General features: G+C 53.6%; 25 protein-coding genes and 1 tRNA gene. 17 read left to right on the forward strand and 9 right to left on the reverse strand.

The window, feature by feature from the left end; translation table 11 throughout:
* The 5 genes from KIS29_07215 to KIS29_07235 all read left to right on the forward strand — a co-directional run.
* On the forward strand, positions 1-184 hold a 184-nt coding region (locus tag KIS29_07215), incomplete at its 5' end, for a hypothetical protein (GenBank protein ID MBX8640108.1).
* Between the two features lie 133 nt (positions 185-317).
* Complete coding sequence (locus KIS29_07220) at positions 318-1,961, forward strand: TCP-1/cpn60 chaperonin family protein (GenBank protein ID MBX8640109.1); 1,644 nt, start codon at positions 318-320, stop codon at positions 1,959-1,961.
* A 126-nt stretch (positions 1,962-2,087) separates the two neighbouring features.
* Entirely contained in the window at positions 2,088-2,300 is a 213-nt protein-coding gene (locus KIS29_07225; protein ID MBX8640110.1) for an RNA-binding protein, read from the forward strand.
* 38 nt (positions 2,301-2,338) lie between these two features.
* Positions 2,339-3,319: an NDP-sugar synthase gene (locus KIS29_07230; GenBank protein MBX8640111.1), complete on the forward strand. Its 981-nt coding sequence runs from the start codon at positions 2,339-2,341 to the stop codon at positions 3,317-3,319.
* A gap of 2 nt (positions 3,320-3,321) precedes the next feature.
* On the forward strand, positions 3,322-4,908 hold the full coding sequence (locus tag KIS29_07235; GenBank protein MBX8640112.1) for a DEAD/DEAH box helicase family protein: 1,587 nt from the start codon (positions 3,322-3,324) through the stop codon (positions 4,906-4,908).
* 17 nt (positions 4,909-4,925) lie between these two features.
* Here the strand turns inward: KIS29_07235 and KIS29_07240 are convergent, their stop codons facing one another.
* The gene (locus KIS29_07240) at positions 4,926-5,684 is read right to left on the reverse strand and encodes a TrmB family transcriptional regulator (protein MBX8640113.1); all 759 of its coding nucleotides are present in this window, start codon (positions 5,682-5,684) and stop codon (positions 4,926-4,928) included.
* Between the two features lie 177 nt (positions 5,685-5,861).
* Between KIS29_07240 and KIS29_07245 the strand changes: the two genes are divergently transcribed.
* Positions 5,862-6,053 (forward strand): 4Fe-4S binding protein, encoded by a 192-nt coding sequence (locus tag KIS29_07245; protein MBX8640114.1) that lies wholly within the window; start codon positions 5,862-5,864, stop codon positions 6,051-6,053.
* 84 nt (positions 6,054-6,137) lie between these two features.
* A complete protein-coding gene (locus KIS29_07250) occupies positions 6,138-7,331 on the forward strand; it encodes an NAD(P)/FAD-dependent oxidoreductase (protein ID MBX8640115.1) in 1,194 nt (397 codons plus the stop codon).
* A 25-nt stretch (positions 7,332-7,356) separates the two neighbouring features.
* Here the strand turns inward: KIS29_07250 and KIS29_07255 are convergent, their stop codons facing one another.
* From KIS29_07255 to KIS29_07270, 4 genes are all read right to left on the reverse strand, one after another.
* The gene (locus KIS29_07255; protein ID MBX8640116.1) at positions 7,357-10,017 is read right to left on the reverse strand and encodes a hypothetical protein; all 2,661 of its coding nucleotides are present in this window, start codon (positions 10,015-10,017) and stop codon (positions 7,357-7,359) included.
* Between the two features lie 127 nt (positions 10,018-10,144).
* Positions 10,145-11,377, reverse strand: a complete 1,233-nt coding sequence (gene hutI, locus KIS29_07260) for an imidazolonepropionase (protein ID MBX8640117.1) — start codon at positions 11,375-11,377, stop codon at positions 10,145-10,147.
* Positions 11,355-12,293: a mevalonate kinase gene (gene mvk, locus KIS29_07265; protein MBX8640118.1), complete on the reverse strand. Its 939-nt coding sequence runs from the start codon at positions 12,291-12,293 to the stop codon at positions 11,355-11,357. The genes hutI and mvk overlap by 23 nt, the downstream gene beginning before the upstream one ends.
* A 25-nt stretch (positions 12,294-12,318) precedes the next feature.
* On the reverse strand, positions 12,319-12,924 hold the full coding sequence (locus KIS29_07270; GenBank protein ID MBX8640119.1) for a DUF1295 domain-containing protein: 606 nt from the start codon (positions 12,922-12,924) through the stop codon (positions 12,319-12,321).
* A gap of 153 nt (positions 12,925-13,077) precedes the next feature.
* Here KIS29_07270 and KIS29_07275 point away from each other — a divergent pair, with 153 nt between their 5' ends.
* The 7 genes from KIS29_07275 to KIS29_07305 all read left to right on the forward strand — a co-directional run bounded on the left by KIS29_07275 (position 13,078) and on the right by KIS29_07305 (position 18,934).
* Positions 13,078-13,899 carry an aldo/keto reductase gene (locus tag KIS29_07275; protein ID MBX8640120.1) on the forward strand — a complete coding sequence of 274 codons (822 nt, stop codon included), beginning with the start codon at positions 13,078-13,080 and terminating at the stop codon, positions 13,897-13,899.
* A gap of 75 nt (positions 13,900-13,974) precedes the next feature.
* Positions 13,975-14,940, forward strand: coding sequence for an ABC transporter ATP-binding protein (locus KIS29_07280; GenBank protein MBX8640121.1), 966 nt, complete (start codon positions 13,975-13,977; stop codon positions 14,938-14,940).
* Entirely contained in the window at positions 14,937-16,034 is a 1,098-nt protein-coding gene (locus KIS29_07285; protein MBX8640122.1) for an ABC transporter permease, read from the forward strand. Before KIS29_07280 ends, KIS29_07285 begins: the two co-directional genes overlap by 4 nt.
* A 131-nt stretch (positions 16,035-16,165) precedes the next feature.
* The gene (locus tag KIS29_07290) at positions 16,166-16,894 is read left to right on the forward strand and encodes a TraB/GumN family protein (protein ID MBX8640123.1); all 729 of its coding nucleotides are present in this window, start codon (positions 16,166-16,168) and stop codon (positions 16,892-16,894) included.
* 40 nt (positions 16,895-16,934) lie between these two features.
* The gene (locus tag KIS29_07295) at positions 16,935-17,855 is read left to right on the forward strand and encodes an ABC transporter ATP-binding protein (protein ID MBX8640124.1); all 921 of its coding nucleotides are present in this window, start codon (positions 16,935-16,937) and stop codon (positions 17,853-17,855) included.
* Complete coding sequence (locus tag KIS29_07300; GenBank protein MBX8640125.1) at positions 17,845-18,591, forward strand: ABC transporter permease; 747 nt, start codon at positions 17,845-17,847, stop codon at positions 18,589-18,591. The genes KIS29_07295 and KIS29_07300 overlap by 11 nt, the downstream gene beginning before the upstream one ends.
* 151 nt (positions 18,592-18,742) lie before the next feature.
* Positions 18,743-18,934: a 30S ribosomal protein S17e gene (locus tag KIS29_07305; protein ID MBX8640126.1), complete on the forward strand. Its 192-nt coding sequence runs from the start codon at positions 18,743-18,745 to the stop codon at positions 18,932-18,934.
* Positions 18,935-18,938: 4 nt separating this feature from the next.
* Here the strand turns inward: KIS29_07305 and KIS29_07310 are convergent, their stop codons facing one another.
* Positions 18,939-20,138 carry an MFS transporter gene (locus KIS29_07310; protein ID MBX8640127.1) on the reverse strand — a complete coding sequence of 400 codons (1,200 nt, stop codon included), beginning with the start codon at positions 20,136-20,138 and terminating at the stop codon, positions 18,939-18,941.
* A 108-nt stretch (positions 20,139-20,246) separates the two neighbouring features.
* Between KIS29_07310 and KIS29_07315 the strand changes: the two genes are divergently transcribed.
* Together KIS29_07315 and KIS29_07320 are read left to right on the forward strand one after the other, a co-directional pair.
* A tRNA-Arg gene (locus tag KIS29_07315) sits at positions 20,247-20,320 on the forward strand.
* A gap of 100 nt (positions 20,321-20,420) precedes the next feature.
* Positions 20,421-20,792: a DUF488 family protein gene (locus tag KIS29_07320; protein MBX8640128.1), complete on the forward strand. Its 372-nt coding sequence runs from the start codon at positions 20,421-20,423 to the stop codon at positions 20,790-20,792.
* 6 nt (positions 20,793-20,798) lie between these two features.
* Here the strand turns inward: KIS29_07320 and KIS29_07325 are convergent, their stop codons facing one another.
* From KIS29_07325 to smc, 3 genes are read right to left on the reverse strand one after another with little or no spacing between them, the layout of a single operon-like run.
* Positions 20,799-21,311 (reverse strand): SMC-Scp complex subunit ScpB, encoded by a 513-nt coding sequence (locus KIS29_07325; protein MBX8640129.1) that lies wholly within the window; start codon positions 21,309-21,311, stop codon positions 20,799-20,801.
* 14 nt (positions 21,312-21,325) lie between these two features.
* A complete protein-coding gene (locus KIS29_07330) occupies positions 21,326-22,198 on the reverse strand; it encodes a hypothetical protein (protein ID MBX8640130.1) in 873 nt (290 codons plus the stop codon).
* Complete coding sequence (smc, locus tag KIS29_07335; GenBank protein ID MBX8640131.1) at positions 22,199-25,789, reverse strand: chromosome segregation protein SMC; 3,591 nt, start codon at positions 25,787-25,789, stop codon at positions 22,199-22,201.
* Positions 25,790-26,076: 287 nt separating this feature from the next.
* Here smc and KIS29_07340 point away from each other — a divergent pair, with 287 nt between their 5' ends.
* Positions 26,077-26,439, forward strand: a complete 363-nt coding sequence (locus KIS29_07340) for a DUF202 domain-containing protein (GenBank protein ID MBX8640132.1) — start codon at positions 26,077-26,079, stop codon at positions 26,437-26,439.
* The last annotated feature ends 165 nt before the right edge of the window (positions 26,440-26,604 follow it).

The raw sequence follows: 26,604 nt of genomic DNA on the forward strand, positions 1-26,604 counted from the left end.
CATGCGATCCAATGCGGAAACTGTAATGTCCATGCTGAAGAGGAGACTCCCGGCAAAGATAAGGAAGAAGCTGCCGGAGAGAAAGAAGACGGAAGAGTTCCTGAAGGCGGATGTGCACAATGTAAGGCAGTGCTGCTACCTCACATACACACATCCGGAAATGCTGAAAGGGACCGAACAGTAATTTTGTCCCAAAGCGAGACCACTAGAAGCCTTTTTATAGAAGTGCTTACTTAACAATTCGCAACAAACAGTACGGTCTGCCGTCCGGATGGCGGGGCAGGCCTGCACAAGATCTGAACGAAGGGGTAAAAACTATGATAGGACAAGCAGGAAATACACCAATACTGGTTCTGAAAGAAGGAACAAGAAGAGAAAAGGGAAAAGGTGCTCAGTTCGAGAACATTGCAGCCGCAAAGGCTATTGCGGATGCAGTAAGAACAACGCTCGGACCGAGGGGAATGGACAAAATGCTGGTCGGGGGCCTTGGTGATGTCACAATCACAAATGACGGCGTGACAATACTCAAGGAACTCGAAGTCGAACATCCGGCGGCAAAAATGATCATTGAGGTTGCAAAGACTCAGGATGAGGAGGCCGGCGACGGCACAACGACTTCGGTGGTTCTTGCAGGCGAATACCTGAAGAAGGCTGAATCGCTCATAGAGCAGAACGTCCACCCGACGGTCATCATCAAGGGCTACAGAATGGCCGAAGCAAAGGCAATCGAAGTCCTTGAGAAGATATCTCTTCCCGTTTCAGTTAAGGACAAGGATGTCCTTGTGGACATTGCAAAGACGGCCATGTACAGCAAGAGTGCCAGCAGCTCAATGGACGTGCTCGCGAAGGTTGCTGTTGACGCTGTTACCTCTGTTGTGGAGGAGAGGGACGGAAAATACCTGGTCGACGACGACAACATTCAGTTCGTGAAGAAGCATGGCGCAAGCATAGACGAAACAGAGCTCATTTCCGGTATCATAGTCGACAAGGAGGCCGCGCACACGGCAATGCCGAAACAGGTCGAAAAGGCAAAAATAGCACTGCTCGATGCGGCACTCGAAATCAAGAAGACGGAGATTGACGCAAAGATAGAGATAACCGACCCTTCGAAATTGCAGCTCTTCCTCACCGAAGAGGAAAACATGATAAAGAGGATGGTTGAGAAGGTGAACGAAAGCGGTGCAAATGTCGTGTTCTGCCAGAAGGGCATCGATGACCTGGCCGCACACTACCTTTCAAAGAACAAGGTCTATGCTGTCAAAAGGGTAAAGAAGTCCGATATGGAGAAACTGGCCAAGGCCACCGGCGCCAATATAGTCAGCAGAATAGACGATCTGACACCCTCGGACCTCGGAAACGCACAGCTCGTCGAAGAGAAAAAGGTGCTCGATGACAGAATGACATTTGTCACCGGATGCAAGAATCCGAAGGCTGTTTCAGTTCTGATACGCGGCGGGACAGAGCATGTTGTCGACGAGATTGAGCGTTCACTTGTCGACGCCACCAGCGTGGTCTCTGTTGCAATCGAAGACGGAAGAATGACATACGGCGGAGGCGCGACAGCCACAGAGCTGGCGCTTAAACTTAGGGACTATGCAACATCCATCGGCGGAAGGGAACAGATTGCGATTGAGGCATACGCAGAGGCGATGGAGGTCATTCCGACAACACTGGCCGAAAATGCGGGTCTCGACCCGATTGACATACTGATTGACATCCGGAAGGCACACAAGAACGGACAGGTATCAGCCGGCGTCAATGTTGTCACGGGCAAAGTTGGTGACATGAAGAGGGAGAAGGTCATTGAACCGATACGCGTCGGAAAGCAGGCAATACACTCCGCAACGGACGCGGCCGTTATGATACTGAAGATAGACGACGTAATAGCATCAAAGGCCAAGGATCTCACGCCTCCGAGGGGCGGGCCCGGCGCAGGCGGAATGGGCGGAGACGAATACTGAAGCCGCCGGCTCAGGGACACTGCATCGCAGACAGTTCAAACCATTTACATTTTTTCATTTATGTTTTTTTCACGGCAAAAGAGCGAAAGCATTAAATTTCAATCCAATGTTAGATGCGTGGTTGTTATGGTAATGCCTCTCGCACTCCTCGAGAAATCGCTGAACAAACGCGTAACGCTGATACTGAAGGACAGCAGGGTCCTGGAAGGCAGACTTATCGGATATGATGAATTCATGAACGTCGTTCTCGAAGACACCGAGGAAAGGACGGCAGACCAGACAAGGAAAATAGGCTCCGTCATACTGAGAGGGAACAACGTAGTTTGCATTTCGGCGTGAGTTCAATGGCCTGCACCCTGAAAATGGTGTGATGCCTGTTGGTCAGTGCAGTCATTCTTGCGGGAGGACTCGGTACAAGACTGAGACCGCTGACCAATCACATACCGAAGCCGCTGGTAAACATGGCGGGCACCCCGCTCATCAGGAGAATTGTTGATTCAATTCCTCAGGAGGTGGACAATGTATACATTGCCGCAGGATACAGATCGGATGATTTGCGCGCCTACTTTACCAGCGCGGAGAATGTGCGACCCGGAATTGAGGTCGTGCCCGAAGAGAAGCCGCTGGGAACTGCCGGTGCGCTATGGAATCTGAGAAACAGACTCGGCGACGAATTTATCGTTTTCAACGGAGACGTGGTTAATTCACTCAGGATTGGCGATATGCTCTCCTTTCACAGATCCATGGGGTCTACTGCAACAATATCTCTTTGGGAAGTGGATGAACCCGAACATTTCGGCATCGTGAGACTTGAGAAGGACTTCACAATCACTGAATTCATGGAGAAGCCCAGGCGGGAGGAGGCCTTCAGCCGCCTCATCAATGCCGGAACATATATCATGGACAGCACCATATTCGACTCGATGGACGGCAGATCGTTCTCGCTGGAAAAGGATGTGTTTCCCGGACTCGCAGGATCCAGGCTGTATGGTTATCAGTTCAGCGGTTACTGGGTGGACTGCGGCTCCCTCCGTTCCTACCTGACAGCGCAGAGGATATTGCTCACGATTGAAGGGCTGGGCATAGAGAAGGGTGCAAAAGTCGACGGCTGCGCAATAAGCAGGCCGGTGGCCGTCGAGCGCGGCGCCGCCGTGAAGGGTTCAAGGATAGGCCCCAACGTTTATATCGAGTCCGGTGCAGGCATTTCTGAAGGATGCGCAATAGAGAACAGCGTCATAATGAGGGGGGCCGAGGCAGGAAGGGAGTGCACAATCAGCGGCTCGATTGTCGGTCCGTCTGTGCGCCTGCCGGACGGGCTGGAGAGCCACAATCAAATATTAGTGAGTTCATCGCAGTAGGCGTGCAGAATTCCCAGTCGACACTTTTTGATTTCATCACAATAGACACTAAAAGGGGAATAGAAAGGGACGGGGAGTTTGTTTACCACCCGTTCCTGGCGGAGAAGGTTGTACAGTACAGGGAATTCCAGGTCGAACTGGCCAGGATTGCAGTTGACAGCAACCTGCTTGTTGTCCTGCCGACAGGTCTTGGGAAAACGCTGATTGCGATGCTGGCAGCAGCGGAGGTGCTGAGGAAGGGAGGGAAGAAGATACTTTTTCTTGCACCTACACGCCCGCTGGTGATGCAGCATCTAGAGAGTTTCAACAGAATGTTCTCCCTGAAATCGTTTGCGCTCTTCACCGGATCGATTCCGGCCTCTGACAGAAGAGAACTGTGGGTTTCAAAGCGAATAATTTTTTCCACACCGCAGTCAATAGACAATGATCTGAAAGAGAAGCTGTATGACCTCTCCGATGTTTCGCTCTGTGTGTTCGATGAGGCTCACAGGGCTGTAGGAAACTACTCCTACGTTGAGGTCGCAAAGCAGTGCACCGAAATGGGGGTGCGCATCCTCGGCCTCACGGCTTCTCCTGGAGCAAAGAGGGACAAGATAGAGGACATACTCGCAGCACTGAACATAGACAGGGTGGAAATCAGGGAAAGGGAGGACATCGATGTAAACTCCTACATCAAGGATGTGAAGGAGGATATCGTGAGGGTGAGGCTCACCGATGAGATGGACAAGCTGCTGAGGCCCATGGATGATCTGCTGCATGAGAAGATTGTCAGGCTGCAGAGAATGGGATTCCTGCGTTACAAGAAGGCTGACATGGTTTCCAGGAAGGATCTTCTCTCCGTGAGAGCGGCGATAATGGCAAGGAAAAAAAGAAGCGGCTACCTGTTCGGCGCCATGCACAACAGCATTGTTGCAATCCATGCGTATCACTGCTCGGAGCTTCTGGAGACGCAGGGAATAGAGCCGCTGCGTCTGTATCTTGAAAGACTGTCAAATTCTGAAAAGCCCAGCAGGATAGAGAAGGGGTTTCTCAACGACAGCCGGGTGAAGGAGGTCGTCGGAATGCTCAAAACCGCCGGCAGTCTTTCCCATCCGAAAATTGTACGCCTGAAGGAAATACTGGAAGAGCAGATGGCACGGAAACCGGGCAGCCTCATAATGGTCTTCACGCAGTACCGCGATACGATAGAGAGTATTGCACCCGTACTGGAGGAAAGGGGCATCAGGTTCGAGAGATTCATAGGGCAGGCGGATCGCGGGAAGAACAGGGGGATGACCCAGAAGGAGCAGAAGAAGACGATTGGCGATTTCGCGGCCGGCAGGTTCAATGTTCTGCTTGCAAGCAGCATAGGGGAGGAGGGGATTGATGTCCCGGATGTGGACCTGGTCGTTTTCTATGAGCCCATTCCCAGCGAAATAAGGTACATACAGAGAAAGGGGAGGACGGGAAGGAGCTCTGTCGGAAGGGTTGTAATCATGGTCGCGGAGAATACGCGTGATGAGGCTTTTCTGCGTGCAAGCTCGAAGAGGGAAAAGAAGATGAAGAGAATCGTCCGCTCTATGAAGGAGCGGGAGCGGGATGCCGGCTGATCCTGGTGCCGGTGCACTCATTCCCGGACAGAAGGGTTCAGTGCGAGCTTTGTAGTGAGCATCTTCAGAAATGATTCGAGATGCTCAGCAAGTGATTCATTGTCGGTGAAACCGCACGCATTAAGATCCGGGGCCGCAATAAGAGCCTTCTTTCCGTCGCACACTATATCTGTGGCGAGCAGTTCCGTAACACGGAAACTGTCGGTGTGCTCCGGCAGTTTGACGGAAGGGGCGGTTATGACGGTAATATGCACTCCCCGCTTCTTTGCATCGGCGAACTTCTTTCCGATCTTCTTGCGGATATCCCTGATGGCGGGCGTTGAGATTATAAGTCTGGAAGTCGCGGAATCGACGAGCTCGGCAATCTTCTCCATCACCTTTTCGTTTCCGACAATTGTATAGATGAGCTGCGGAACGCCTTTCTCGCTCAGCATGCCGCTGACGAGTGAAAGTTTTCTGAATGCATCCCTTATCTGCTCGGCAACCTCATCCCCTTTCGTAATGGGGTCTTCCGGATGAAATACCTTCGGCTTGCCGGCAGACGAACTTGCGTACCCCCTCTTTTCCAGCAGCGTCAGAGCCTTGTATGCGGAAGTCCGCGGTATCTGGGCAACCTCTGCGACCCGCTGGGGCGTCCCGAAACTCAGCACAACAAGAGCCATGTACGAACGTGCTTCATATTCGGAGAGTCCGCAGTTTTTCAGCACTGCTATGACACTTTCATACTCCTGGCGGAGCTCATCGAGATTTTCCCCCAGAAGCTTAATGAGATTCATGTATTTGTAGCACTTATGACTACAATACATTTAAACTTATTCAGTGAAATCAGTGGACTGGACCGGAAGGCAGAGAGACGCCGGACGGTTGTCCCGTCCACGGCGCTTTCAGTCGGAATAAACTGCTGAATAGGGTTTAATAGTAGTTGGAAGTTTGTTCGCGGAGGTATCGGATTGATAGAACTAAACGATGACAGGTGCATGCATTGCGGCGCATGCGTAGGTGCCTGCCCTGCAAATGCGATATACCTTAATGAGGTCATACTGGACTTCAATGACGACTGCACGGACTGCGGCCTTTGCGTAAAGGCATGCCCGGTGGGCGCCCTGAGTCTTATAAGGACGCGCGGTCTCAGGGTTCCCGCCTGAACGAAGGATAAGGTTTTAAGCACGCCTTTCAATCGAGTACAAACAGTGATTTGAGACAAATCACTCCCATTGTCCGGTGCAGCTATGTTCTTCAAAGACGAATACGATGTTGTTGTTGTCGGTGCCGGCCCCTCGGGCAGCACCGCAGCCAGATATGCGGCAATGAACGGCGCAGACGTCCTGCTGGTCGAAAAGAGACAGGAAATAGGGTCGCCGGTCAGATGCGGCGAGGGTGTCTCCATGGAAATATTCAAACATGTGGACATTCAGCCGGATCCGCGCTGGTTCGTCAATCAGGTCACCGGCGCCCGTATTTTCGGCCCTTCGGGAAGGCATCTGCTGATCGATGCCAAAAACGCCGGCGATGAGGTTGGTGCCGTCATCGAAAGGGACGAGTTCGACAAACATCTCGCGATGCTTGCTGCCAGGGCCGGAGCGGAAATTTCGACAAAGACGGCTGTCATTTCGCTCCTGCATGACGACGGAAAAATCTCGGGAGTCACGCTAAGGCGCATGGGAGAAACCCGGGATGTCAGGGCAAAGCTGATCATAGGAGCGGACGGTTTCGAATCGCAGGTTGCCAGGTGGGCCGGAATGAACACGAACCTCAAGACGCGCGACACCACCTCCAACCTGCAGTACCGTATGACAGGTCTTGACCTGGACCCCAGATTCACTGACTTCTATATCGGATCTGTGGCTCCAGGTGGGTATGTATGGATATTTCCCAAGAGCAGGCAAGTCGCCAATGTCGGCATTGGTCTTCTGCTTTCGAAAATAAAGGGTGCCAGCGAGGCCAAGGACTATCTGGATGCATTCATAGAGAAGGACAGCCGCTTCAGGAATGCGGACATACTCGAAACTGTCAGCGGGGGTGTTTCCGTTAGCGCACCGCTTGACAGGACTGTCTCCGACGGCATAATGCTTGTCGGAGATGCTGCGAGGATGATAGACCCTCTTACAGGCGGAGGAATAAGCAACGGCGTGATCGCCGGCAGCGTGTGCGGACGCATTGCAGCAGAGGCTGTGAAGGCCGGGGACGTATCGTCGGAATACCTCCAGCGTTACGAGGAAGGCTGGAGGGCGCTTCTCGAGGAAAAATTATACAGAGATTACATGGCAAAGGAGAAGCTGATATCACTTGACGATGAAACGCTTGACAAGCTCATTGATGCGCTCTCGTCCGTTCCGATGGAAAACCTGTCGACGAAGGAGATACTCAGGGCCGTCAGGGAAAAATATCCCGAACTCGTCAGGGAGTTCGAAGACCTGATCTGAGAACATCCGCCATGCAGGCTGATGATCAATGCGCTTCATCGATCAGGAAGGGTGAAACGGAGCCGACCACCGCCTCGAACATCCTGCCTTCCCTTTTTGAGAATGCCCAGGGTGATTTCCTCCAGAGCACCACCGAACCCCATGGAGATCCGCCGTCCGTTATCCTGCATACGAGAGCGGATCCGACCGACTGACCGAAGAGCGAGGGAATACGCGTGTTGTTTCTGGTAAGGCAATTTCCCTCATCCGGGTGCGAAGAATCGTAAACATCAGAGAGGGATATCAGTGCGTGACTGCCTGGACTTTCCTTTTCCCTGAGTGTGAATTTCCTTCTCGCAAAACCGTCTCCCGTGTCGGCAAGCAATTCCAGATCATCATGCGGAATGATTCCGTAAAGGGCCTTTGAAAGCGTCTCTGCCCTCGGGCGATCCCGGAAGTGCGCGTTGAAACTGGCGATTGCGGTTGCGAGCGATTTGTAGAACAGCTCACTGTCAGACATGTCCGCCATCTTCCGCCTCTGACGTTCAGAACGGGACACAATAGCCGACAGGACTTCAGCAAATTCGATATCGTCGAAGCTGAAACTTACCCCCTCCGGTGCCATGACAGAGACGACCCTGTCCACACCTCCGGCGGAACCGGCGGGAATGAGCAGCAGTTCGCGGACCGCTTCGGTGCCCACAGCTGACCTGCCGTCAGTCTTCACTTCCGCCTTCAGGCAGTCAAGGGATGCGGCGCATGCGCTTATCTCGGACTGAAGCTGCTTTGAAATTGTTTCGGCGGCCATCATGTTTTTAGCCATTCGCAGGTTGTCGGCGCCGGCGTAAACACCGTCCTTCAGCGAGAAGATCGCAGTTTCATCCGGGCGGAAGGATTCGCGGACACATCTGAGGATTTCGTCCAGTCTCCGCTCGTCGGATATATACGACATCGATGTTTCGGCCAACATATTCAGGAGCCTCGCTCTCATTGAGCTCCTTTCCTGTCTTTCTATCTCCCTCACGGACGATATGATGAAATTGATATGGCCGACGGCCATACGTGCGGCGTAAAACCCGGCGGATTCAGCATCGATCTTCTCCCTGCATGCCACCGCGGTGAATCCGTACAGGCCAGGTGAGGCATGCCTGACGATTACGACATCCACTTCCGCGTCGACCTGAAGCGCCTCACGGAGCGATTTCTGCTCCTTTCCGAGAATCCAGACGTCCGATTTAATGGCCTGACCGTCAAATGTTTCGCCGGAAACGGCTGACTTGCCCTTGCCCTCCGGCTTGGCTCCGTCCGCCGCAACCATTGTGTAGTCCGTTCCGTCTCCGGTCCTGAAAAATGTGAACGAGGCGTATCCGCTAAACAGATAGCGCAGTTCCCTGGAGAGTGACTGGTAGAGCTGAGACGATCTGAACGACTTTTCAAGCTTCCTTACAATATCCCAGAGAGTGCTGTGTACCTGCAATTCGAGCCTGATTCCCTGAATCCTGCGGAACACCGTCAGTTTTCTGGCAGCTATCCCGGAGAGCACTGTGAGATAAGAATGGTCGTCCTCCTCAGCCGGCCCTCGGTCCATATAGAGCATGAATATTGCGCCTACGGATCTTCCATCGTAAACAAGCGGAATGGAGACGAGCCTTTCAAACGGAGTGTAGAGATATCTGAGAGCGGTCTGGTACTGGCTGTCCTCGGTCACAACTGTCTCTTCTCCGCTCCGCATCAGTTCGCTTTCGAATATGTTTCCCCCCTCACACGAAAGCAGTCTCCTTGAAATACCGACGGGACACGCCGTTTCGCCTATCACCTTTGCCATGCCTTCGGCTTCTTCGAATATTATCACAGCGCCGGCGTCATATGCATCTGCAATGCCCTGCGCCATCTTGCTGAAGTAGCCGTCCTTTTCCAGAAACTGCTCTGTCTCGCTCAGCAGGTGCAGCAGTTTCACAGCCTCATCATCGATGCCGGCGCTTGATGCTGACGCCTGGTACTTCCTGTGTGTGCGGCCGATGAGGAAATAATATCTTCCCTTCTTTCCACCGTCATACTGCGTCACAGTAAATTTAACCGCATCCCGGCCGGAGGAAAAACTTCCGCCTGAGAATTCCAGCGGCCTGGAAATCTGTCCTGTGCCTGCGCTGCATTGCTTCAGCATATCGGCGAACAGCGGGCGGCTGGCGATCTCAAGGATGCCGGAAAAGGGTGCACCGGCTGTAAAATCAACATTTCTGTCGTGCAGCAGTTTGGACGCCTCGCGGTTCCACGATACACCGTTGCCTTCGGCATCTACGACAAAAAGCGGAAACGGAACAGCCTCTATCATACCGGAAAGGCCGAGACCTGCATCCCCCCGGTTCTGACCGGAGGGGTGCAGTGTGCAGTATACAAAATCCTTTCCGTCCCTGGTGACCACGGGCACGAATGTCGCTATGTAACCGGAATTCGCGGCAGTGAACGTAAATTCGAAGCTCTTTCCCGTCGAGATGAAAAGCAGTACATCCGATTTGTAGCTCTGCCATTCGCTTCCTACGGAAAGTTCGCTTCCCCTTTCGATGCCGCCCAGTACATTCAGCACTGCATGATTGAATTCGACAACAGTGAGTTTCCTGTCCGTGATTACGACAGCTTCAGGCAGCAGCTCTATGAATGCGCCCAGGTTGTAATTACCTGTTTCCTCTCCGATCGGCTCCGACTTCAATGGCAACCTCTCCATGCACGAAATGACTCCCGGGATGCCGGAAGCTGCCGAAATGAGCCATGATTCGTTAGATAAAATTATGCAGCAAAATATCCAGAGAAAAAGTCAGTGATACCGGACACCGCTCCTATTGCCTTCTGTATACTTCATGTCCTGCAGAGTATACAGACAATATCAGAGAGTCCGAATGGCTGTAAAACAGGCGTCCGAAGCTCGCAATGTCGAGACATATGAAATCCGCCCTTTTGCCCGCCTCGATGCTGCCGCACTCACTGCCCGTACCTGCCGCGCAGGCGGCATTCAGGGTTGCTGCCGTGAGAGCTTCCTCCTGCGTAAGGCCGCATCTGTATACTGAAAGAAGTGCGGAGAGCATCATGCTCTCGTTCCAGGAGTTGGGACTCAGGTCTGTCCCGAGGGCAACCGCCATGCCCTCCGAAATCATCCTTGAGGCTTTCGGATACTCCGAGCTCAGGGAAAACAGCGGCGTGGAGGGCAGTATGATGCCTATTGTACCGTTTTCAGCAAGAACGGAGAAACTGTCGGAGGAGGTATGTGCAAGATGAGAGAGGCTTGCCGCTCCCATTCGTGAGAGTATTTCGGATGCGCCGGTGCTTGAGAATTCATCCACATGCGCAGTCAGCCTGAAACCGAGTTTGGAGGCGGCGGCAAATATCCTGACCGCGTCTTCCGTCGTGAAAGCGCCCTCCTCAACAAATATGTCGCAGATTGAGGACAGGCCGCTCCTGATGACGGCCGGAAGCTGCCTGTCTATTATATTATCGACGTAAGTCCTCCTGTCCGATTCGGGCGGGACAGCATGCGCTCCCAGGTAGGTTGGGACGGTAAGCTGTCTTTCGGAGCCTAATCTCCCGATAGCACGAAGCATCCTGAGTTCCTGCTCCAGGTTCAGCCCGTATCCGCTCTTCACCTCCACACAGGTAATGCCGTTCCTGAGCATGCTGTCAAGCCTTTTACGTGTTTCCGACATGAGCTGCCGTACGCTTGCCCGCCTGGTTGAAGCGACCGTCCTCAATATGCCGCCCCCTTCCTTCAGTATCTGCATATAGGGCACGCCGCGCAGCTTCTTTTGCAGCTCGTCCTCCCTGCTCCCTGCGAAAAGCGCGTGCGAGTGGCAGTCGACAAAGGACGGTATGATCAGCCTGTCACCCAGCTCGATCTTCCTGCCTGTGAAGTCTCTTTCGATCCTCTTCCGTTTTCCGCATGCGGCGAATCTCCCGCCGGCTATTGCCATTGCTGCATCATCCGTCAGCGAAACCGAATTCATCCCGTCGCCTGAAAGCTGACCGCTTCCTTTCGGGGTTGCAATCTGGCCGCACTCAACTATCACGTCTGCCTTCAACCGGCTCCCTCCTGAGTCCCTCTTCTCCGGTCACGCATATATAGGGTATTCCACCCCTTGCGGCAATGGCGTCCGACGCCCTGGACGGTTTGTCGGTGAGCGCTATGATGCTGCCCCCTCCGCCGGCGCCGGTAAGCTTTGCTCCGTAAGAATAGGGCAGAACCGCGCTGATCAGGCTCTCGAGTTCACGCGTGCTCACGCCGATGACCGAAAGCAGTACCTGATTCCTGTTCATCAGATCCCCTATTTTCACAATATCACCGTTTCTCAGGGCGGACCTGGCTTCCATGGCAACGGCACCAATCTCCGCAACTGCGTCCCTGGCCGTGGCGAAGCGCTCGTACAGGTTTCTGACCTTTTCGACCATCGGACCCGTCGCGGCTCCCTGCCCGGTAAAACCGACGACCACGCCGAGTTTTCCGATGTCGAGTCTGCCCACATGCCACTGGACTGCAGCCCCCCTGACAAGCCATATCTCATCGGGAACGGTCCTGCTGCTTATGAAGATTGCATTGCCATGAACAGCCGTCGATGTGTCGATGGGGCTTGCCCGTCCCTGTGCATGGAATTCGACGTCGTATGCAGTCTGGGCAATCTCATGGCGTTCCGCGCCCGGAAGGAGGGAGGCAACAAGGGATGCTGAAAGGGCCGCCGAAGAGCCGAGACCGCCGCCGGACGGTATGTCCGATTTTACGGTTATCGATTTTCCGCGGTTTCCGGTGAGCCTCAGTGCATGAAAGGCATAGGGGGCAGCTTCCCTGGTTACCGGAAAACCGTTGAGCCTGGTGTCATCCGAGTCTGCGACCGTAACGTTGCTGCGAAGATTGATGGCCGTTGATATTGCCGGCTCGCCGAACACAACAGCATGCTCTCCGAAGAGTATTATTTTTCCCGGCGCTGAAAATGTATGAGGCATTGTGCAGAAGGGAAAGTGTCTTGGGTTATATTTTTTGCATCCGGTCCGGGGCATCCCCGCGCCATGCATTTTTCCGTGACGGAAACAGGGCATTTACGTCCTTCTGGTAAGCGGCATATGCCGCACCAGTCTTCGAACGCCAGTAAGCGTCTATGACATGCACCGACCTGACCACCACGGGTATTACGACAACGATGGCAACCACCGTTCCGGCAGGGCTCAGCTGTTCGATCGCAAGACCGAACGAACAGAGTATGAGACCGAAATACATAGGATGCCTGCAGAACCTGTAAAAGCCGGCGGGTGAAAGCGCCGGACCCTCCTCCCCCTCTGTTGCAATTATGCGTGAAAGCGGCGACTTTGCGCCAAAGAAAAACACGGCGCCTGCCAGAAACAGTGACATTCCGGCAAGGGCAACCGCATAGGAAAACAGGTCGTCTCTCCTGAAACTGAACAGGATGGATATGAACAGCAGAAGCACTCCGGACGCGTACCGCAGAAGGGAGTAGCGGTTGAACGGTATCCAGTATGTTGGATCACCGGGCTGTCTTCTGACTGTTGATGCGAACATGGACACAGCGGTAATCGCTATTACGAAATCCAGGATGCCGAAATAACCGTCGTAGAACATGGATTGCTCCGCAACGGCTCACAATACCTTCAATTATAGTTTACTGTTGCCCATGGTGGCAAAAAGACATATCTCCCTCCAGTCAGCCGATACCACCGGAAAAACCTCTCATTTTAATACAGGCAGAACAGATCCGGATGGCCGATACGCAACATGAAATCACTGGAATTCGGCCGCAGGGAAAAGGTGAGGATGCCTGACATCGGCCTCGGAACATGGAAGATGGGCGGAAGCTCGAAGCCGGACAACTCAAACGATCGGCGAGAAATGGATGCAATCAGGAACGCACTTGAAATTGGCTACAGTTTCATTGATACGGCTGAAATGTACGGGGGAGGCCATACCGAGGAGCTTGTGGGAGAGGCGGCAGAAGGCAGGGAGGTGTTCATTGCGACAAAGGTCTGGCAGACGAACCTCCATTACGACGATGTCATCAGGGCCGCGGAAGCGAGCCTGAAGCGTCTCAGGAGGAAGCAAATCGACCTCTACCAGATACACTGGCCAAGCGATGACATACCCCTGCGCGAAACGATGAAGGCGATGGAAAAGCTCGTTGATGACGGCAGGGTGAGGTACATTGGCGTGAGCAACTTCGGCCCGGAGCTCATACATGATGCCAGGAGCCATATGTCTAGGTACGACATAATCTCTGACCAGGTTTCGTACAGCCTTGCCGACAGGAATCCGGAAAACGGCCTGACGGATTACTGCAGGAAGGAGGGCATAGGCATCATCGCCTACGAACCACTGTCGAGGGGAAAGGTATTCAGCGGCAGAACCGGCAGAATACTCGCCGAAGCGGCAAGCATGGTTTCCAGGACGAAGGCCCAGGTCGCACTCAACTGGCTCATTTCCAAGGGAGCACTCCCGATACCGAAGTCGAGCAGCGCCGATCATCTTCATGAGAATTTCGGTGCAGCCGGCTGGAGGCTTCCTGAAAAGGTACTGAAATTCATCGACGACGGCATTCGCTGAAAGCACCGATGCTGAAATACAGTAACACCTGTCCGCCGCCAGGCCTTTTCCGTAAAGTTTTATAGGCACTTCAGGTTGAATGAACGGCATATCGGCCGAAGCCTGACGGCCGGAGGCAGTGATGAGGCAGTGGCGGAAACTGTCATTGAAGTGGAAGGACTGGTGAAGAGTTACGGCAGCCTGAAGGCTGTAGACCATCTCAATCTCAGCATAAAGAGGGGTGAGGTATACAGTCTGCTCGGTCCCAACGGCGCCGGGAAGACCACAACAATAGAGATAATGGAAGGACTGAGAAAAGGCGATTCGGGAAGCGTGTCCATTCTTTCGACAGACCCATGGAAAAATTCCCGGGCGCTCAGGAAACGCGTCGGCATAATACCGCAGGACTTCAATTTCATCGGAAAGATAACGCCGGCAGAGGCCATCAGGCACTACTGCAGACTGTTCGGCATACCGGACAGATCCGGCGAGCTTCTCAGGCTGGTGGATCTCCTGGACATGGAGAACACATATTTTGAAAGACTTTCCGGCGGGCAGAAACAGAAACTCGGACTTTGCCTTGCCCTCGTAAACAATCCGGAGGTAATATTTCTTGATGAACCCACGACGGGACTGGATCCGCAGGCACGCAGAAACATGTGGGATGTCATAAGAAAACTGAAATCGGAGGGAAGGACAATCATGCTCACAACGCACTACCTTGAGGAAGCCGAAATACTGGCAGACAGGGTGGGTATAGTAAACCACGGCAGAATGATGATCGAGGGAACGCCGGACGACATCATACGAAGCAGCGGCGGTGCAAGGATTCTGAGAATCAACGGTGACGCCTCGCTGCTTGAGGATATCAGGGCAGGGACAGGGCTGGAGTGCACCCTTGCAGGCAGCGTTGTCGATATACGCATCAGGGAAAACAAGCAGATACTTGATGCGCTGAGGATTGCCGGAATGAGCGGCAGGCCTCTCGAAAGGATAGAACTCAGGCAGGAAGGTCTCGAGGATGTATTCGTGAAAATGGTGGGGAAGGTGGAGGAAGAGTGATGAAAATTTCAAGGGTGCTGAGCGATCTTGCGGTATACACGAAAAATTTCAGCAGGAGCAGGGAAGGTATATTCTTCACATTCATATTTCCTGTCATACTGGTGGCCGTATTCGGCGCAATCTTTTCAGGCGGGAGCAGCGGGGCCGTGCCGCTCTACGTCCAGAATCTCAGCGGACCGGCGCCCGCCGCGCAGCAGTTCATGGAGGCGCTGAACAGCACACATCTCGTCAAGCTGCATTTCATACCTCCCGCAGCGAATCTGCACACCTACATTACACAGAATTCCATAACCGCCGCGCTGCTGATACCGTCGAATTTTCCTCAGATGGTGTCATCGGGCACCGCCGTCAACCTCTCTTTCTACTACAATCCAACGCAGTCCTCCTCACAGATTGCTGCACAGGCAATAAACATAGTGGTGGAAAACTTCAACCTGCATCTGAGCGGGGCTCACAGTGTCGTAGGCGTCAGCGAGCACACGAACTCCGTTGTTGCCACGAGCTACATAGATTTCCTCGTGCCGGGGCTTATAGGCTTCACAATCCTCACATCTCCGATGTTCTCGATGACATACGTCGTCAGCTCCTACAAAAAGGAGAAGATATTCAGGCAGTTTTCACTTACGCCGCTGACCAGGGGGGAGTGGATCCTTTCCAAATTCATCTTCTTCACTTTTATTGCACTTGCATCTGCCGCCGAAATGATAGCCATCGGGTACTTCCTTTTCAACGCGCATGTGACGGTTACGCCGCTTGTGATCCCATTCCTGCTGGCCGGCGTCATCCTGTTCGTCTCTCTCGGTACGTTTGCAGGCTCCATCTCGAGGACGGAGGAGGGCGCCTCGGTCATCGGCAACATAATCACATTCCCGATGATGTTCCTTGCAGGCACATTTTTCCCCGTTTCCATCATGCCGGGATGGCTGCAGGCAGTGGCGCATGTGCTTCCGCTCTACTACATCATCGACGGCCTTAATGCTGTCATGGTCTATTCCAATTTCAGCGGTGCGATGGTCGATCTTGCCGTGAGTGCCGTCCTTGCAGTGGTATTTTTCATACTCGCAATGTCAGTTTTCAGCTGGAAGGAGGCCTGAGAAACCGCCCTCTACGTCGTGCGGATTCATTCATCTGCCTGACTCTTCGGAAAGTGTGACCGCCTGCCGGCGAGGGACACGGGCATGGGGCTTGCGAAGATTGATATATTGACTGCCGGGATATTTGAATCGTGATTACACTAGTCGGAGTAGGTCATGTATTCAACATAGGGGACGCTGTCAGGTCCGTGATATTCCAGGAGAGGCCGGCAGCCGTCTGTCTTGAGCTTGACGAGGAGAGGCTGGCAGGGCTCCTTGCAAATGTCAGGCGGCAGGCGGGAGACGGACAGAGCAGGGTTTACAGATCACTCGGCGACTTCCAGGCGAAGGTTGCAAGCAGTTACGGCACCACTGTCGGGTCAGAAATGCTTGCAGCCAACGAGGCGGCCTCGCTCCTTGGCGTCCCCGTCCACTGCATCGACATGAAGGCGTCCGAGTTCTTCGACAGGGCATTCAAATCCATGTCACTGAAGGAGAAGATATACCTCGTTCTGAACTCAGTTGCGGCGAAATTTGCGGGGCGGAAGAGGATCGAGGGGGAGCTTGAACAGTATCAGGAAAATGATACGGCATACATAGATCAGTTTGGGAAGAAATTCCCGTCGCTTAAGAGAGTCCTGATAGACGAAAGGAATGAATACATGGCATCGGGGATACGCAAACTTGCCGGAGACAGCAGCAATGTTGTTGCGGTGATAGGGGACGGACATGTCGAGGGGGTAAGCAGACTGCTCTCGGGTTATCCGGTTAAACTTATTAGACTGAAGGAGTTGCGAGCAATGCAGGAGAGCCTCACGGATACGGGGCTCTCGAGAAACAGGGGAAACAGCGGGGTTTCATTCTCATTCAGCTACAGATGAGAGGCGCCTTCCCTCTGCACATGTCCGGACAGACGATACCATGCCGAATGCAATCGAAGCGTCAAGGCTTGAAAAAACATACCATACCAGAAGGAGGAGTGTTACTGCTCTCCAGGGAATAGACATAGAAGTGGGAAAAGGCACACTTTTCTCATTTCTCGGCAGGAACGGGGCCGGCAAGACTACATTCGTCAAGATAGCGTCGACGCTCCTGGTGCCGACATCGGGCAGCGTGAGCGTACTCGGCCATGACGTCATGCTTGAAACGGCACAGGTCAGGGAGAACATTGCGCTTGTGCCGCAGGATGTAAGGCCGTATTTCCACCTTACGCCGCGTGAGCATTCTTACAACTACCTGAGGATAAGGGGTTTCGGGAGGGAGGAGGCGAAGAGCAGGACTGAATGGGTCATGGAGGAGATGGGACTGTCCGGCTTCGCTGATGTGCCTGCACTTCAGCTTTCCGGCGGTTTGCAGCAGAGGACGATGGTCGCTACGGTCCTAGCAACGATGGCGCCGGTGATATTCCTCGACGAGCCGACACTGGGTATGGATCCGGTGGCAAGAAGGGAAGTGTGGAAGCTCATTGAGGAGATAAGGCAGAAGGGGTCGACAATCCTTCTAACCACCCATTACCTTGACGAGGCTGAGAGGCTGTCCGAAAAGCTTGCTGTGATCAGCAGAGGCAGGGTCCGTTTTACGGGCAGCGTGCCAGAGCTCAAGGTGGTTGTCGGCTCCGACTACAGGGCGATCATGAGTATCAGGGCACCGAGGGAGCTGCTTGACGGATATGGAAAAATTGTGGAGGACGGAAACAGGCTGCTCGTCCTGACCGACAGGAAGGGGGCAATGGAGCTTGCGGAAAGGGCGAGTCGTGCGAACACCGAAATATCTGTCGGTCCCGTGACGCTTGAAGAGGCATTCATACAGCTGGTCGGGAGCGCGGAGGAAGATGAAACTTAGGCTCCAGCTCCGGGCAATGGCCATACTGCTCGTGCTCAACGGTCTCATCGCTCTGAGAAGGCAGACGACGATACTGATATCCATATCGCTCTCGCCCTTTACGTTCATCTACTTTCTTTACCTCGTCAGCCCAAGGGCGGAGCTCCCTTACGGCATTGTCGGCGCAATAGTGTTCACGACGGTCTTCACCGGAAACATGATGCTCAATGATGCAGCATATGCACGCCTGGAGCGGCATCTGCAGGCGCTATATGTTGCGTCGCCGGTACGTGCATTCTCATACGCCACGGGGATAGCGATATCGGAGCTCGTGTTCATTGTTCCTCCTCTTGCGGTACTGTTTGCTGTGCTATCCCTGGTCGTGCACCTGACTGCATCTGTTTTCCTTTCCCTGCTCGGCATAATATTCATGACATGGGTGATGTCGTCGAGCCTCGGTTTCATGATATCTTCGTTCTTCAGGCAGCTCAGGGAGATATGGCCGATTGCGAGCCTGGTGTTTTCCGTGATATCGATAATACCGCCGATATTCTATCCCATAACAGCCATACCGGCAGGCGTGCGGTGGATTGCCTACATTGCACCGACAACCTATTCTGCCCTGCTGGCCGACAGTGTGGTGGGGATAACAAGGGTGTCCACGCAGACACAGTTCTTCTATGTCGCCGGACTACTCGTTGCAACGCTCATTTTCATGGGAATCGCGGCTGCCTTCACCAGGTGGAGGGAAAAGTAGCGCTGTTCCGCAGCGGTGGGGCACGCAAACACGCATTCCCCATGTGCATTCCTCTGCGCCGGCGCATGCTGTTAGATGAGGGGGCAATGAGCTGCTTCGACATGTTTAAATATGAACGCATTTGTGCGACTCACCTACAGCAGTGGATATAATGGGCAATATCAGACCTACGTACATAAAAAGGGTGGCGGTCGAGCTGGTCAGCAGATACCCCACGCTCTTCACGGCAGACTATGAGCACAATAAGCAGATCGTTGCCAAACTTACAGATGTCAAGTCCATCATGATGAGAAACAAGATAGCAGGCTACGCGACGACATTCAGGAAGAGGCCCAGGCTCTGATTTTTCATCCTGCCATATCCGGCAGGAGCAGGTAGAATGGCAGGAAGGCGACAGAGATTATTACCATCGAAAGCCAGGCGTATTCGAAACCGTAGCTGAATGCAATTGCACTGTAAACGAACGGAACCCAGAAACCGCCGATGACCTGGATTCCGTTCACCAGACTGACCGCCAGCGGTATGTTTTTCAGGCCGATAGATGGCATATGCGCAGGAAGTGCGTATGTTATGGACACGCCGGCAGTGAAGAGTATGCCTGTGAGTATGCTGCCTGCAACGGCACCGATCACAGAGCCGGACAGGAAGAAGAGCATCGAGAGGGTGAATGCGATCACGCTCACCACCAGAAGCTTGCGCGCATTCTTCATGTTTCTGTGCAGCGGACCGCTCAGCACACCTCCGATCAGGCCGATGAACAGTATGAGCGAGGAAAGGATGCTCGCGCCGAAGGTGTCGATTTTCAGGTAGTCCACCGAATAGATATAGAGATATGAGCTTGTCGCGGTGTATGCACCCCATACACCGACAAATCCGAGCGCAATGAACCAGACATTCCTGTTCTTCAGCACAGCGGCGATTTCCGCGGGCGTGACACCGGCGGAAACGTTCTCAATGGCATCCTCCATACGTATTGTGTACATGCTGGCAAAATAGGTCGCAAGTGCAATCGCGCCGCCGGCGATGACGCCTATCTGCCAGTCCGTGAACTTGATTATGTACGGCCAGAAGAGTATGGCAACGCCGGCGCCGAGATCAAATGCAGCATTGTAGTAGCCTATGACATGTGTCCGCCTCTCCCTGCTGAAGAAGGATGAAAGTATGCCGACCGCGGGAGAAAAGAACAGGGCCGCTCCAGCACCTGCAATGAACCGGAACAGCAGAAGGATGAGGTAGCTGGGCGCAAACGGGGTGGCGATGCTGAAGACAGAGAGCACAAGCAGGCCGTTCATGGCAGTCTGCTTCGCGCCAAACCTCGAGGAAAGGACGCCGGCAGGAATCTGGAATATGCCCACCGCCAGCAGAAACGATGAAGTTATCAGCCCCGACAGCGTCGATGAAACGCCGTACGCCAGCGCAATGGTGACCAGTGCCGGGGCTGTAGTGTACCAGTTCAGGGCGTAGGCAATCCTTGAAGAGAGAATGGAGGTGAGAACCGCATTGCTCCTCGTTCCGGTATTCGGCTGACTGTTCCCGCCGGTGGACATCCGGTAGTCCTTATAAAGCTGAAATAAGTAGTTTTACATGGGCGGGCAGGCACATGCAATGGATAAGAATAAGAACAGCATCGCAATGTTTTTTATTGCGGCGCACAGGCCCGAGTGGGGTAGCCAGGACATCCTTGAAGATTGCGGATCTTCGGACCCGGATTCGAATTCCGGCTCGGGCGCGCCCTTCCTGTACGGGAATGCAGCCACGGCTTCGGCCTGGTCCAATACAGGGATTAGCCTAATATTCCCGTAATCCGATCTGCCGCCTGATGAGTCCGCATGCCGTTAAAAATAAAGAGAATATATGATGTGCCGGAAAGTTCGGATGGATACAGGCTGCTTGTCGACAGGCTCTGGCCCAGGGGGCTCTCAAAGGAGAAAGCGTCCATCGATGAATGGCTGAGGGACATAGCGCCGTCCGACGAACTCAGAAAATGGTTTTCGCACGACAGGGAGCGGTGGAATGAATTCAGGGCAAAATACTGGAAGGAGCTGGAGGGGAAAAATACGCTTGTCGAAGCCATCAGGGAGAGAGCGGCAAGGGGAATGGTCACGCTGCTCTATTCAACCAGGGAGACCGTTGCCAACAACGCCGCCGCACTTAAAGAGTTCATAGAGCGGACCGATGTCAGGGGAAGGAAGAAAAAATGATGCGGTTCACCGCTTCTCGGACAGAAGCTTTTCAAAATACTGCCTGACCTCGGAGCTGTTCCTCGCCTCTATGCCGAAGAATTCAGCAAACCTGGAACTTGTTGTCAGTTCAAGAGAATGGGCCTTCGACCTAACACTGACGAGGCCGAGGTCGCGCAGTTTTGCGACGCTCTCATATATCCTGGGGCCGATTTTCCGGGCGAGTTCGCTCTGCAGCACAGGCTGGTAGTATGCAATCACCGATATCGTGTTGAGCAGATCCTTCGAAAGGCCCGTCGGCGCAACCGTCCTGGCGCTCACCTGGAATTCCTTCCTGAGCTGCATGGAGTACTTTTCACCTATGCGCAGTATCTCGACGGAAGTGCTCCTGCCGTCATAAATGCGCTTAAGTTTTCTAAGCGCCTTCCTGACCTCGGCTACCTCGATGCCGGAACTCGCGGATATCTCCCCGGGATGCAGCGGCCTGCCGGATGAAAAGAGCATTGCTTCGATGACGAGCAGCTTTTCCTCCAAATTCATTCCTCCGGCCTGTATCAGAGACCAGGCTCCTGCTGGGCTTCTCCGCTGAACTCAACCGTCACATACTGCTGCTGGCCGGTGGGCTCAAGATAAATCTCCCGGCTGCCTTCGTCCTCCTGCCATATCCGTATCTTTCCGAGCCTGGCGAGGAAGAGCATTGCCAGGAAGACGGTAACGACCTCATCCCTTGTCGACGCCATGTCCGAAAAGGCAACGGGTCCCGGTCCGAGCGAATAGAGTTTTTCCAGGACAAAGTTAATTTCCTTTTCAGGGTCCTCCCTGTGGGCATTGTCGCTGAACTTCCTTTCCGGCATGACAGCGGCAGACGAGGCGCGCGTCAGGTGCTCCTCGATCTCCTTCTGCGCCTCCGTGAAGGCGTCGAGCAGATCCATGATGCTGACCTCCCTCGAGAAATTGGACCTTATGGCAGGCTGAAGCTCGAATTCATCATCGAAGCTTACAGGATCGTCGTCGAATATGTAGAAGAAGTTGGGGTTTACATCAGCACGCTCCTCCTTCTCCTTCACTATTCTGCTCAGCATCATGTCGCTCTCAAGCCTCAGCACGCTCCACGCCATGAATATGATGCGGCCGGAAACGACAAAATTGACGGCGTTCTCCTCCCTGACCTTCTGCAGGTACAGACGGGAGAAATTCACGATGTCTATTGATCTCGGATCCATGTTATTGCTAATGACAAGTTCGAATACGATGGCAATGCTCCTGTCGAAAGGATCCCTGATGGCATGATGGTCGGCCTCTGGCAGCGATTTTGCGATCTCCATATACCTGTCAAGGCGGGTGTATTTCTTTGCATCCTCCACCAGCAGCGATTTCTGGAACAGAAGCTCGTTGAATATCGCCCTGAAATCGGACTCCTCCGTCATCTATTCCTCCGCCCCCTGCATTTCGGCCTGCTGCATATCGCTATCCTCCGGCATCTCCCTCAGGAACACCTCGGACACGCCTGAAAGCTGCTTTGTCACGCCTATGAGCCTGTCGGCGCTGTTCAGCGTCACTTTTCTGAGCGAAATCTGCAGGAACTGGGCAGTGTTGGACAGTCCCCTGACCATCTTCGACACAGCCTCCGTGTTTATGCCGTCGAGGAACATGTCTACCTCATCCAGGACGTAGACGGGGGAAGGGTCGTACTGCTGTATGGCGAATATAAAGGCAAGCGCGGCAAGACTCTTTTCACCGCCGCTCAGAGCCTCGATTCTGAGCGTCTTCTTCTCCTTCTGCTTTACGCGTATCAGCAGCCCGCCCTGCAGCGGGTCGTCGGAATTTTCCAGGACGAGCTCGCCTTCGTTGCCGCCAGAGAGCTGCGAATAGATTTGGGAGAAATTGCCGTTTATGGAAGTGAAAACAGTGATCAGGCCGGATCTCTTCTTCTTGTTTATCTCCTCGACAAGGTGTAAAAGCGACTTCTTCTTTTCTAGGAATGCGGATATTTCGGAATCGAGGTCCTCGCACCTCGACCTTGTGTGATCGTAACTTTCGATTGCAAGCATGTTGACACCGCCGATCGAACCAATTGTCTTTTCGGCCTCTGCAATCGCCTCCTTCAGCTTCTCCATCGTCAGGTTCTCCTCAAGTTTAACAGCACCGGCTTCGCCGAGCACCCTGATTTCCTCTTCAATCTCCCTCCTGCGTCCTTCGATTTCCACTATGCTGGTCTTGAGCCTGATCTTCAGGTCATTGAGCGTGTCGGCACGCTCCGATGATTTCGACAGCCCGGCTTCAAGTGATATCTTCGCCTGAAGCAGGGCGTCGCGCTGCGCCCTCAGGGATGACTGCGATCTGTAAAGCTCGTCTTCCATCTTCTGGAGGGCAGCAACCTCTATGCCGGACTTCGCTGCCTGTTCATCATACTCCGAGATCCTGGAGTCGAGGGAGGCAATGGCCTCCTTTGCCTCCGAAATGCTGCTCTCCAGCCCGGAGACCTCTTTCTCTATGAACTGCAGTTCCGTCCTGCCCGTGCCCAGACCCAGTCTGATGTTCTGAATCTGTTCATAGAGTGAGTGTACCTCCTCCCTGAGCGTGCTGATGCGGCTGCTGATTTCCCTGGGCTTGTCGGCCAGGAGTTCTTCTGATTTTGAGTTGAGCCTTTTGCCGAGTTCCTCTTCCTTCCTCTTGGCCTCGTCAAGCTGTGCCTTGACAGCCGCCTGTTTTTTCTCGCTCTCCGAAAGGAAGTCCCTGAGCTTCTTTATCTCAAATGTGAATGTGTTCAGTTCCTTCTCGATCAGCGACTTCTGGGAGTTGAGTGCGTCCAGGCTTACCGTTCCCTCTCCCATGTTCGACCTTATCGAGCGTATCCTCTCCTCCAGCACCTGAAGCTCTGAACGGACGGAGGAGAGTTCGGCCGATTTCTCCTCCGATTCGGCAACGAGACCCCGCAGCCTTGAGCCGAGCTCCTCCACCTTTCCCTTTTCGGTAAGCGCCTTTCCCGCTGTGCGGTCCAGCGAACCGCCAATCATGGCACCGCTTGCCTCGGCTATGTCGCCTTCAAGCGTCACCAGCCTTATGCCGCCCATCAGTTTTCGCAATTCGTCAATGCCGCCGACAACAAGCGTGTCCCCGAATACGTACCACATCGCCGGCCTGAATTTCTCGTCGAACGACATGTGGTCTATCATGAAACCGAGTGTCTGGGGCTGCATCATCACCGCTTTTCCCCTGGGTCTTCCCTCTATCATCTTGTTGAGCGGCAGAAATGTCAGTCTGCCGAGACCCGCCCTCTTGATAAGGCCTATGCATGCGGCCGCCACGCCATCATCCTCGACGATGACCGCCTGCATCCTGCTCCCTGATGCAGAGAATACTGCATCAGTGAATTTGTCCTCGATCCTGCAGAGTTCGGAAACTGTTCCGTATACGCCCTTTATCTCCCCCCTGTCCCTTGCCTCAAGGACGGCTCTGAGAGCCCCGCCGTTTCCGAGCCTTGCATCCGCCCTGGCATCGTTCTGAGCCCTTGCCCTTTCATATTCCCTGGTTACCTGCTTTAACTCCTTCTCCAGTTCCTGTACCGCGGAGGAGAGCGCCTCCTCACGCTTCTTCTTTATATTGAACGAATCCTGGCATACCTTAAGCTCGTCCTCCTTCTCCCTGCTGCTCTTCCCCGTCTCCTTGAGTTTCCACACGATGTCCTTGAACTCGAAATCCTTTGAACTCTTCTTTTCCTCCAGCAGTGCCAGTTCCTTCGCCTGCCTGTCGATGGCGTCGGCCAGCCTGTCGGATTCAAGCTGCATCTCCCTGATCCTGCCCTGCAGTTCGGTGACGCTCACAACGAGCTGATTCCTCTCCTTCTGGATCTTCTGCGACCTGTCGTCTCCCTCCACGAGCTTCTTTTCCAGCTCCTGGAGCTCATTCTTTTTTGAGTCATGCTCATTCTGAAGAGAGGAGAGACTTTCCTGCATTACGCCCAGCGATTTCTTCTGGCGTTCCAGCACCTTCTGCCTCTCTGCGAGCGTTTTCTTCATTCCTGAAAGTTCAGCCTTCTTTTCCTCAAGCTCTGTCCGGGATGTTGCGGATGCGTCCGTGTTCCTGGCCCTGGCAATTTTTGCAGCATCGAGCCTGTCCCTCAGTTCCTTTGCTTCCTGCCCGCCCGAATTGTTGAGTTCCTCGTCCTTCTTCCTGAGATCCTCCTGAAGCCTCACGGATTCCTCCTTCCCTTTTTCAATTTCCTCCCTCAGCTTCAGTATCTGCGATTCGTAGTTTTCAATCTGCCCGGTTACCGATTTAATCTCTTCTTCCGTTGTCGCCAGCCTTTTCATTGCCAGCGTCAGGCGTGAATCATCGAGCCTCTTCTTTTCTGCAATGTACCGTTCGGCGGCCTTCTTTTCCGATTCCAGCCTCCTGAGTTCAGACCTGAGTTCGTTGAGCACCGATTCAGCCGTGAGCAGATTCGTTTCAACCTGAGCCTTTTCCTTCTCCGCATTCTCAATCTCGGCATCAAAGGCGGTTATGCCTGCTATGTCGTCAAGAATCTTCCTTCTCTCGGTGTTGCCCATCTCGATTATCCTTGTTATATCCCCCTGCTGGACGAAATTATAGCCGTCCGCACTGAGCTTCGCATCGCGGAGGAGCGCGTCGAATTCGCTAAGGGAGGAGCGCCGCTCGTTGACGTAGAAGTAGGAGGTGTAGTCGTCACCATCCGATGCACGCTTCACCGTTCTGGTGAACACCACTTCGTCATTGTCTATTGGTATAGTCCGGTCGCTGTTGTCAAACACGACGGACACCGTGACAAACGAGGCTGCATTCCTGGACTTTCCGCCATTGTAAATCAGATCGGTCAGCTTCCCTGCCCTGATGACCTTGGAACTTTTAGGTCCCAGTACGAAGAGTATTGCATCCGATATGTTCGACTTGCCGGACCCGTTCGGCCCGGTTATCACCGTATAACCGGGGTGCAGCGGAACCCTTACCTTTTTTGCGAATGACTTGAAATTTTCAAGCGTTATCTCCTTCAGATACATTCAGATCTCACCTGCCAGAATGAGAAAAAGTGTCAACTCATATTCCGACTTCAACGTGCATCCCGCTCTGCACGGATAATGCTAGAGGTTCTTTATAATATATGCGACGGGGAGAAGACGGAAAGACCGCCACCTGATAAAGATGTCATGGGGAAATCGGCATCTTCTCCTGCGCTGGAATCCCAGGGCGTGAATCAGAATGCGTGACTGTGAGATGGTCGCACTGCATGACGAAGGCCGGTTGGTGGCTGGACAAAGCATAAGGTCACGATGGCTATTTCCTGCATATGGAAGAGGGTAAATCCCATGTGACGGATCACATGGCCAATGTGCGGACATACCTCGCATGGATTCGCACAGGCATAACCGTTATTGCGCTGGGCTTCGTCGTTGCAAAATTCGGCATCATAATCAAGGAACTGGTTCCGTCCGCGCCGACAACAACATACCACCTTTCATCAGCAATAGGGATAGCACTCGTTGTTGCCGGGGGTTTCATGCAGATAATGGCGCTCAGAACATTCCTTGTCAACAAAAGGAGCATCGAGGCAGGGGATTATTCACCTTCGTCGCTTGGAGAGATAGCGACAGGCATCATTTCCTTCTTTATCGCGGTCGTGCTGATAGTTTATCTCATACTGACGCTATGAGGACGGGAACAGAGCTTCCCCGCCCTGGGCATGGCATTGTTCCCTGTCTCTCCACGAAAACGGTTTGAGGTCCATTTTCATGGGACTGTCCGGCACGTGCGGCTGGCGGTCTGCGGACTCATTCTGGCAGAATTGGTAAATATGAAATTCGTATTCCCCTCAGCA

Origin of the sequence: Candidatus Sysuiplasma jiujiangense (assembly GCA_019721075.1) — an archaeon.
Taxonomy (GTDB): domain Archaea; phylum Thermoplasmatota; class Thermoplasmata; order Sysuiplasmatales; family Sysuiplasmataceae; genus Sysuiplasma; species Sysuiplasma jiujiangense.

Excerpts from the sequence above, each read along its gene's own strand:
- KIS29_07220 (MBX8640109.1), top strand. The coding sequence starts at position 318 with ATGATAGGACAAGCAGGAAATACACCAATACTGGTTCTGAAAGAAGGA.
- KIS29_07225 (MBX8640110.1), top strand. The coding sequence starts at position 2,088 with ATGGTAATGCCTCTCGCACTCCTCGAGAAATCGCTGAACAAACGCGTA.
- KIS29_07240 (MBX8640113.1), bottom strand. The coding sequence starts at position 5,684 with ATGAATCTCATTAAGCTTCTGGGGGAAAATCTCGATGAGCTCCGCCAG.
- KIS29_07250 (MBX8640115.1), top strand. The coding sequence starts at position 6,138 with ATGTTCTTCAAAGACGAATACGATGTTGTTGTTGTCGGTGCCGGCCCC.
- mvk (MBX8640118.1), bottom strand. The coding sequence starts at position 12,293 with ATGCCTCATACATTTTCAGCGCCGGGAAAAATAATACTCTTCGGAGAG.
- KIS29_07270 (MBX8640119.1), bottom strand. The coding sequence starts at position 12,924 with ATGTTCTACGACGGTTATTTCGGCATCCTGGATTTCGTAATAGCGATT.
- KIS29_07275 (MBX8640120.1), top strand. The coding sequence starts at position 13,078 with ATGAAATCACTGGAATTCGGCCGCAGGGAAAAGGTGAGGATGCCTGAC.
- KIS29_07295 (MBX8640124.1), top strand. The coding sequence starts at position 16,935 with ATGCCGAATGCAATCGAAGCGTCAAGGCTTGAAAAAACATACCATACC.
- KIS29_07300 (MBX8640125.1), top strand. The coding sequence starts at position 17,845 with ATGAAACTTAGGCTCCAGCTCCGGGCAATGGCCATACTGCTCGTGCTC.
- KIS29_07305 (MBX8640126.1), top strand. The coding sequence starts at position 18,743 with ATGGGCAATATCAGACCTACGTACATAAAAAGGGTGGCGGTCGAGCTG.
- KIS29_07310 (MBX8640127.1), bottom strand. The coding sequence starts at position 20,138 with ATGTCCACCGGCGGGAACAGTCAGCCGAATACCGGAACGAGGAGCAAT.
- KIS29_07320 (MBX8640128.1), top strand. The coding sequence starts at position 20,421 with ATGCCGTTAAAAATAAAGAGAATATATGATGTGCCGGAAAGTTCGGAT.
- KIS29_07325 (MBX8640129.1), bottom strand. The coding sequence starts at position 21,311 with ATGAATTTGGAGGAAAAGCTGCTCGTCATCGAAGCAATGCTCTTTTCA.
- KIS29_07330 (MBX8640130.1), bottom strand. The coding sequence starts at position 22,198 with ATGACGGAGGAGTCCGATTTCAGGGCGATATTCAACGAGCTTCTGTTC.
- smc (MBX8640131.1), bottom strand. The coding sequence starts at position 25,789 with ATGTATCTGAAGGAGATAACGCTTGAAAATTTCAAGTCATTCGCAAAA.
- KIS29_07340 (MBX8640132.1), top strand. The coding sequence starts at position 26,077 with ATGGAAGAGGGTAAATCCCATGTGACGGATCACATGGCCAATGTGCGG.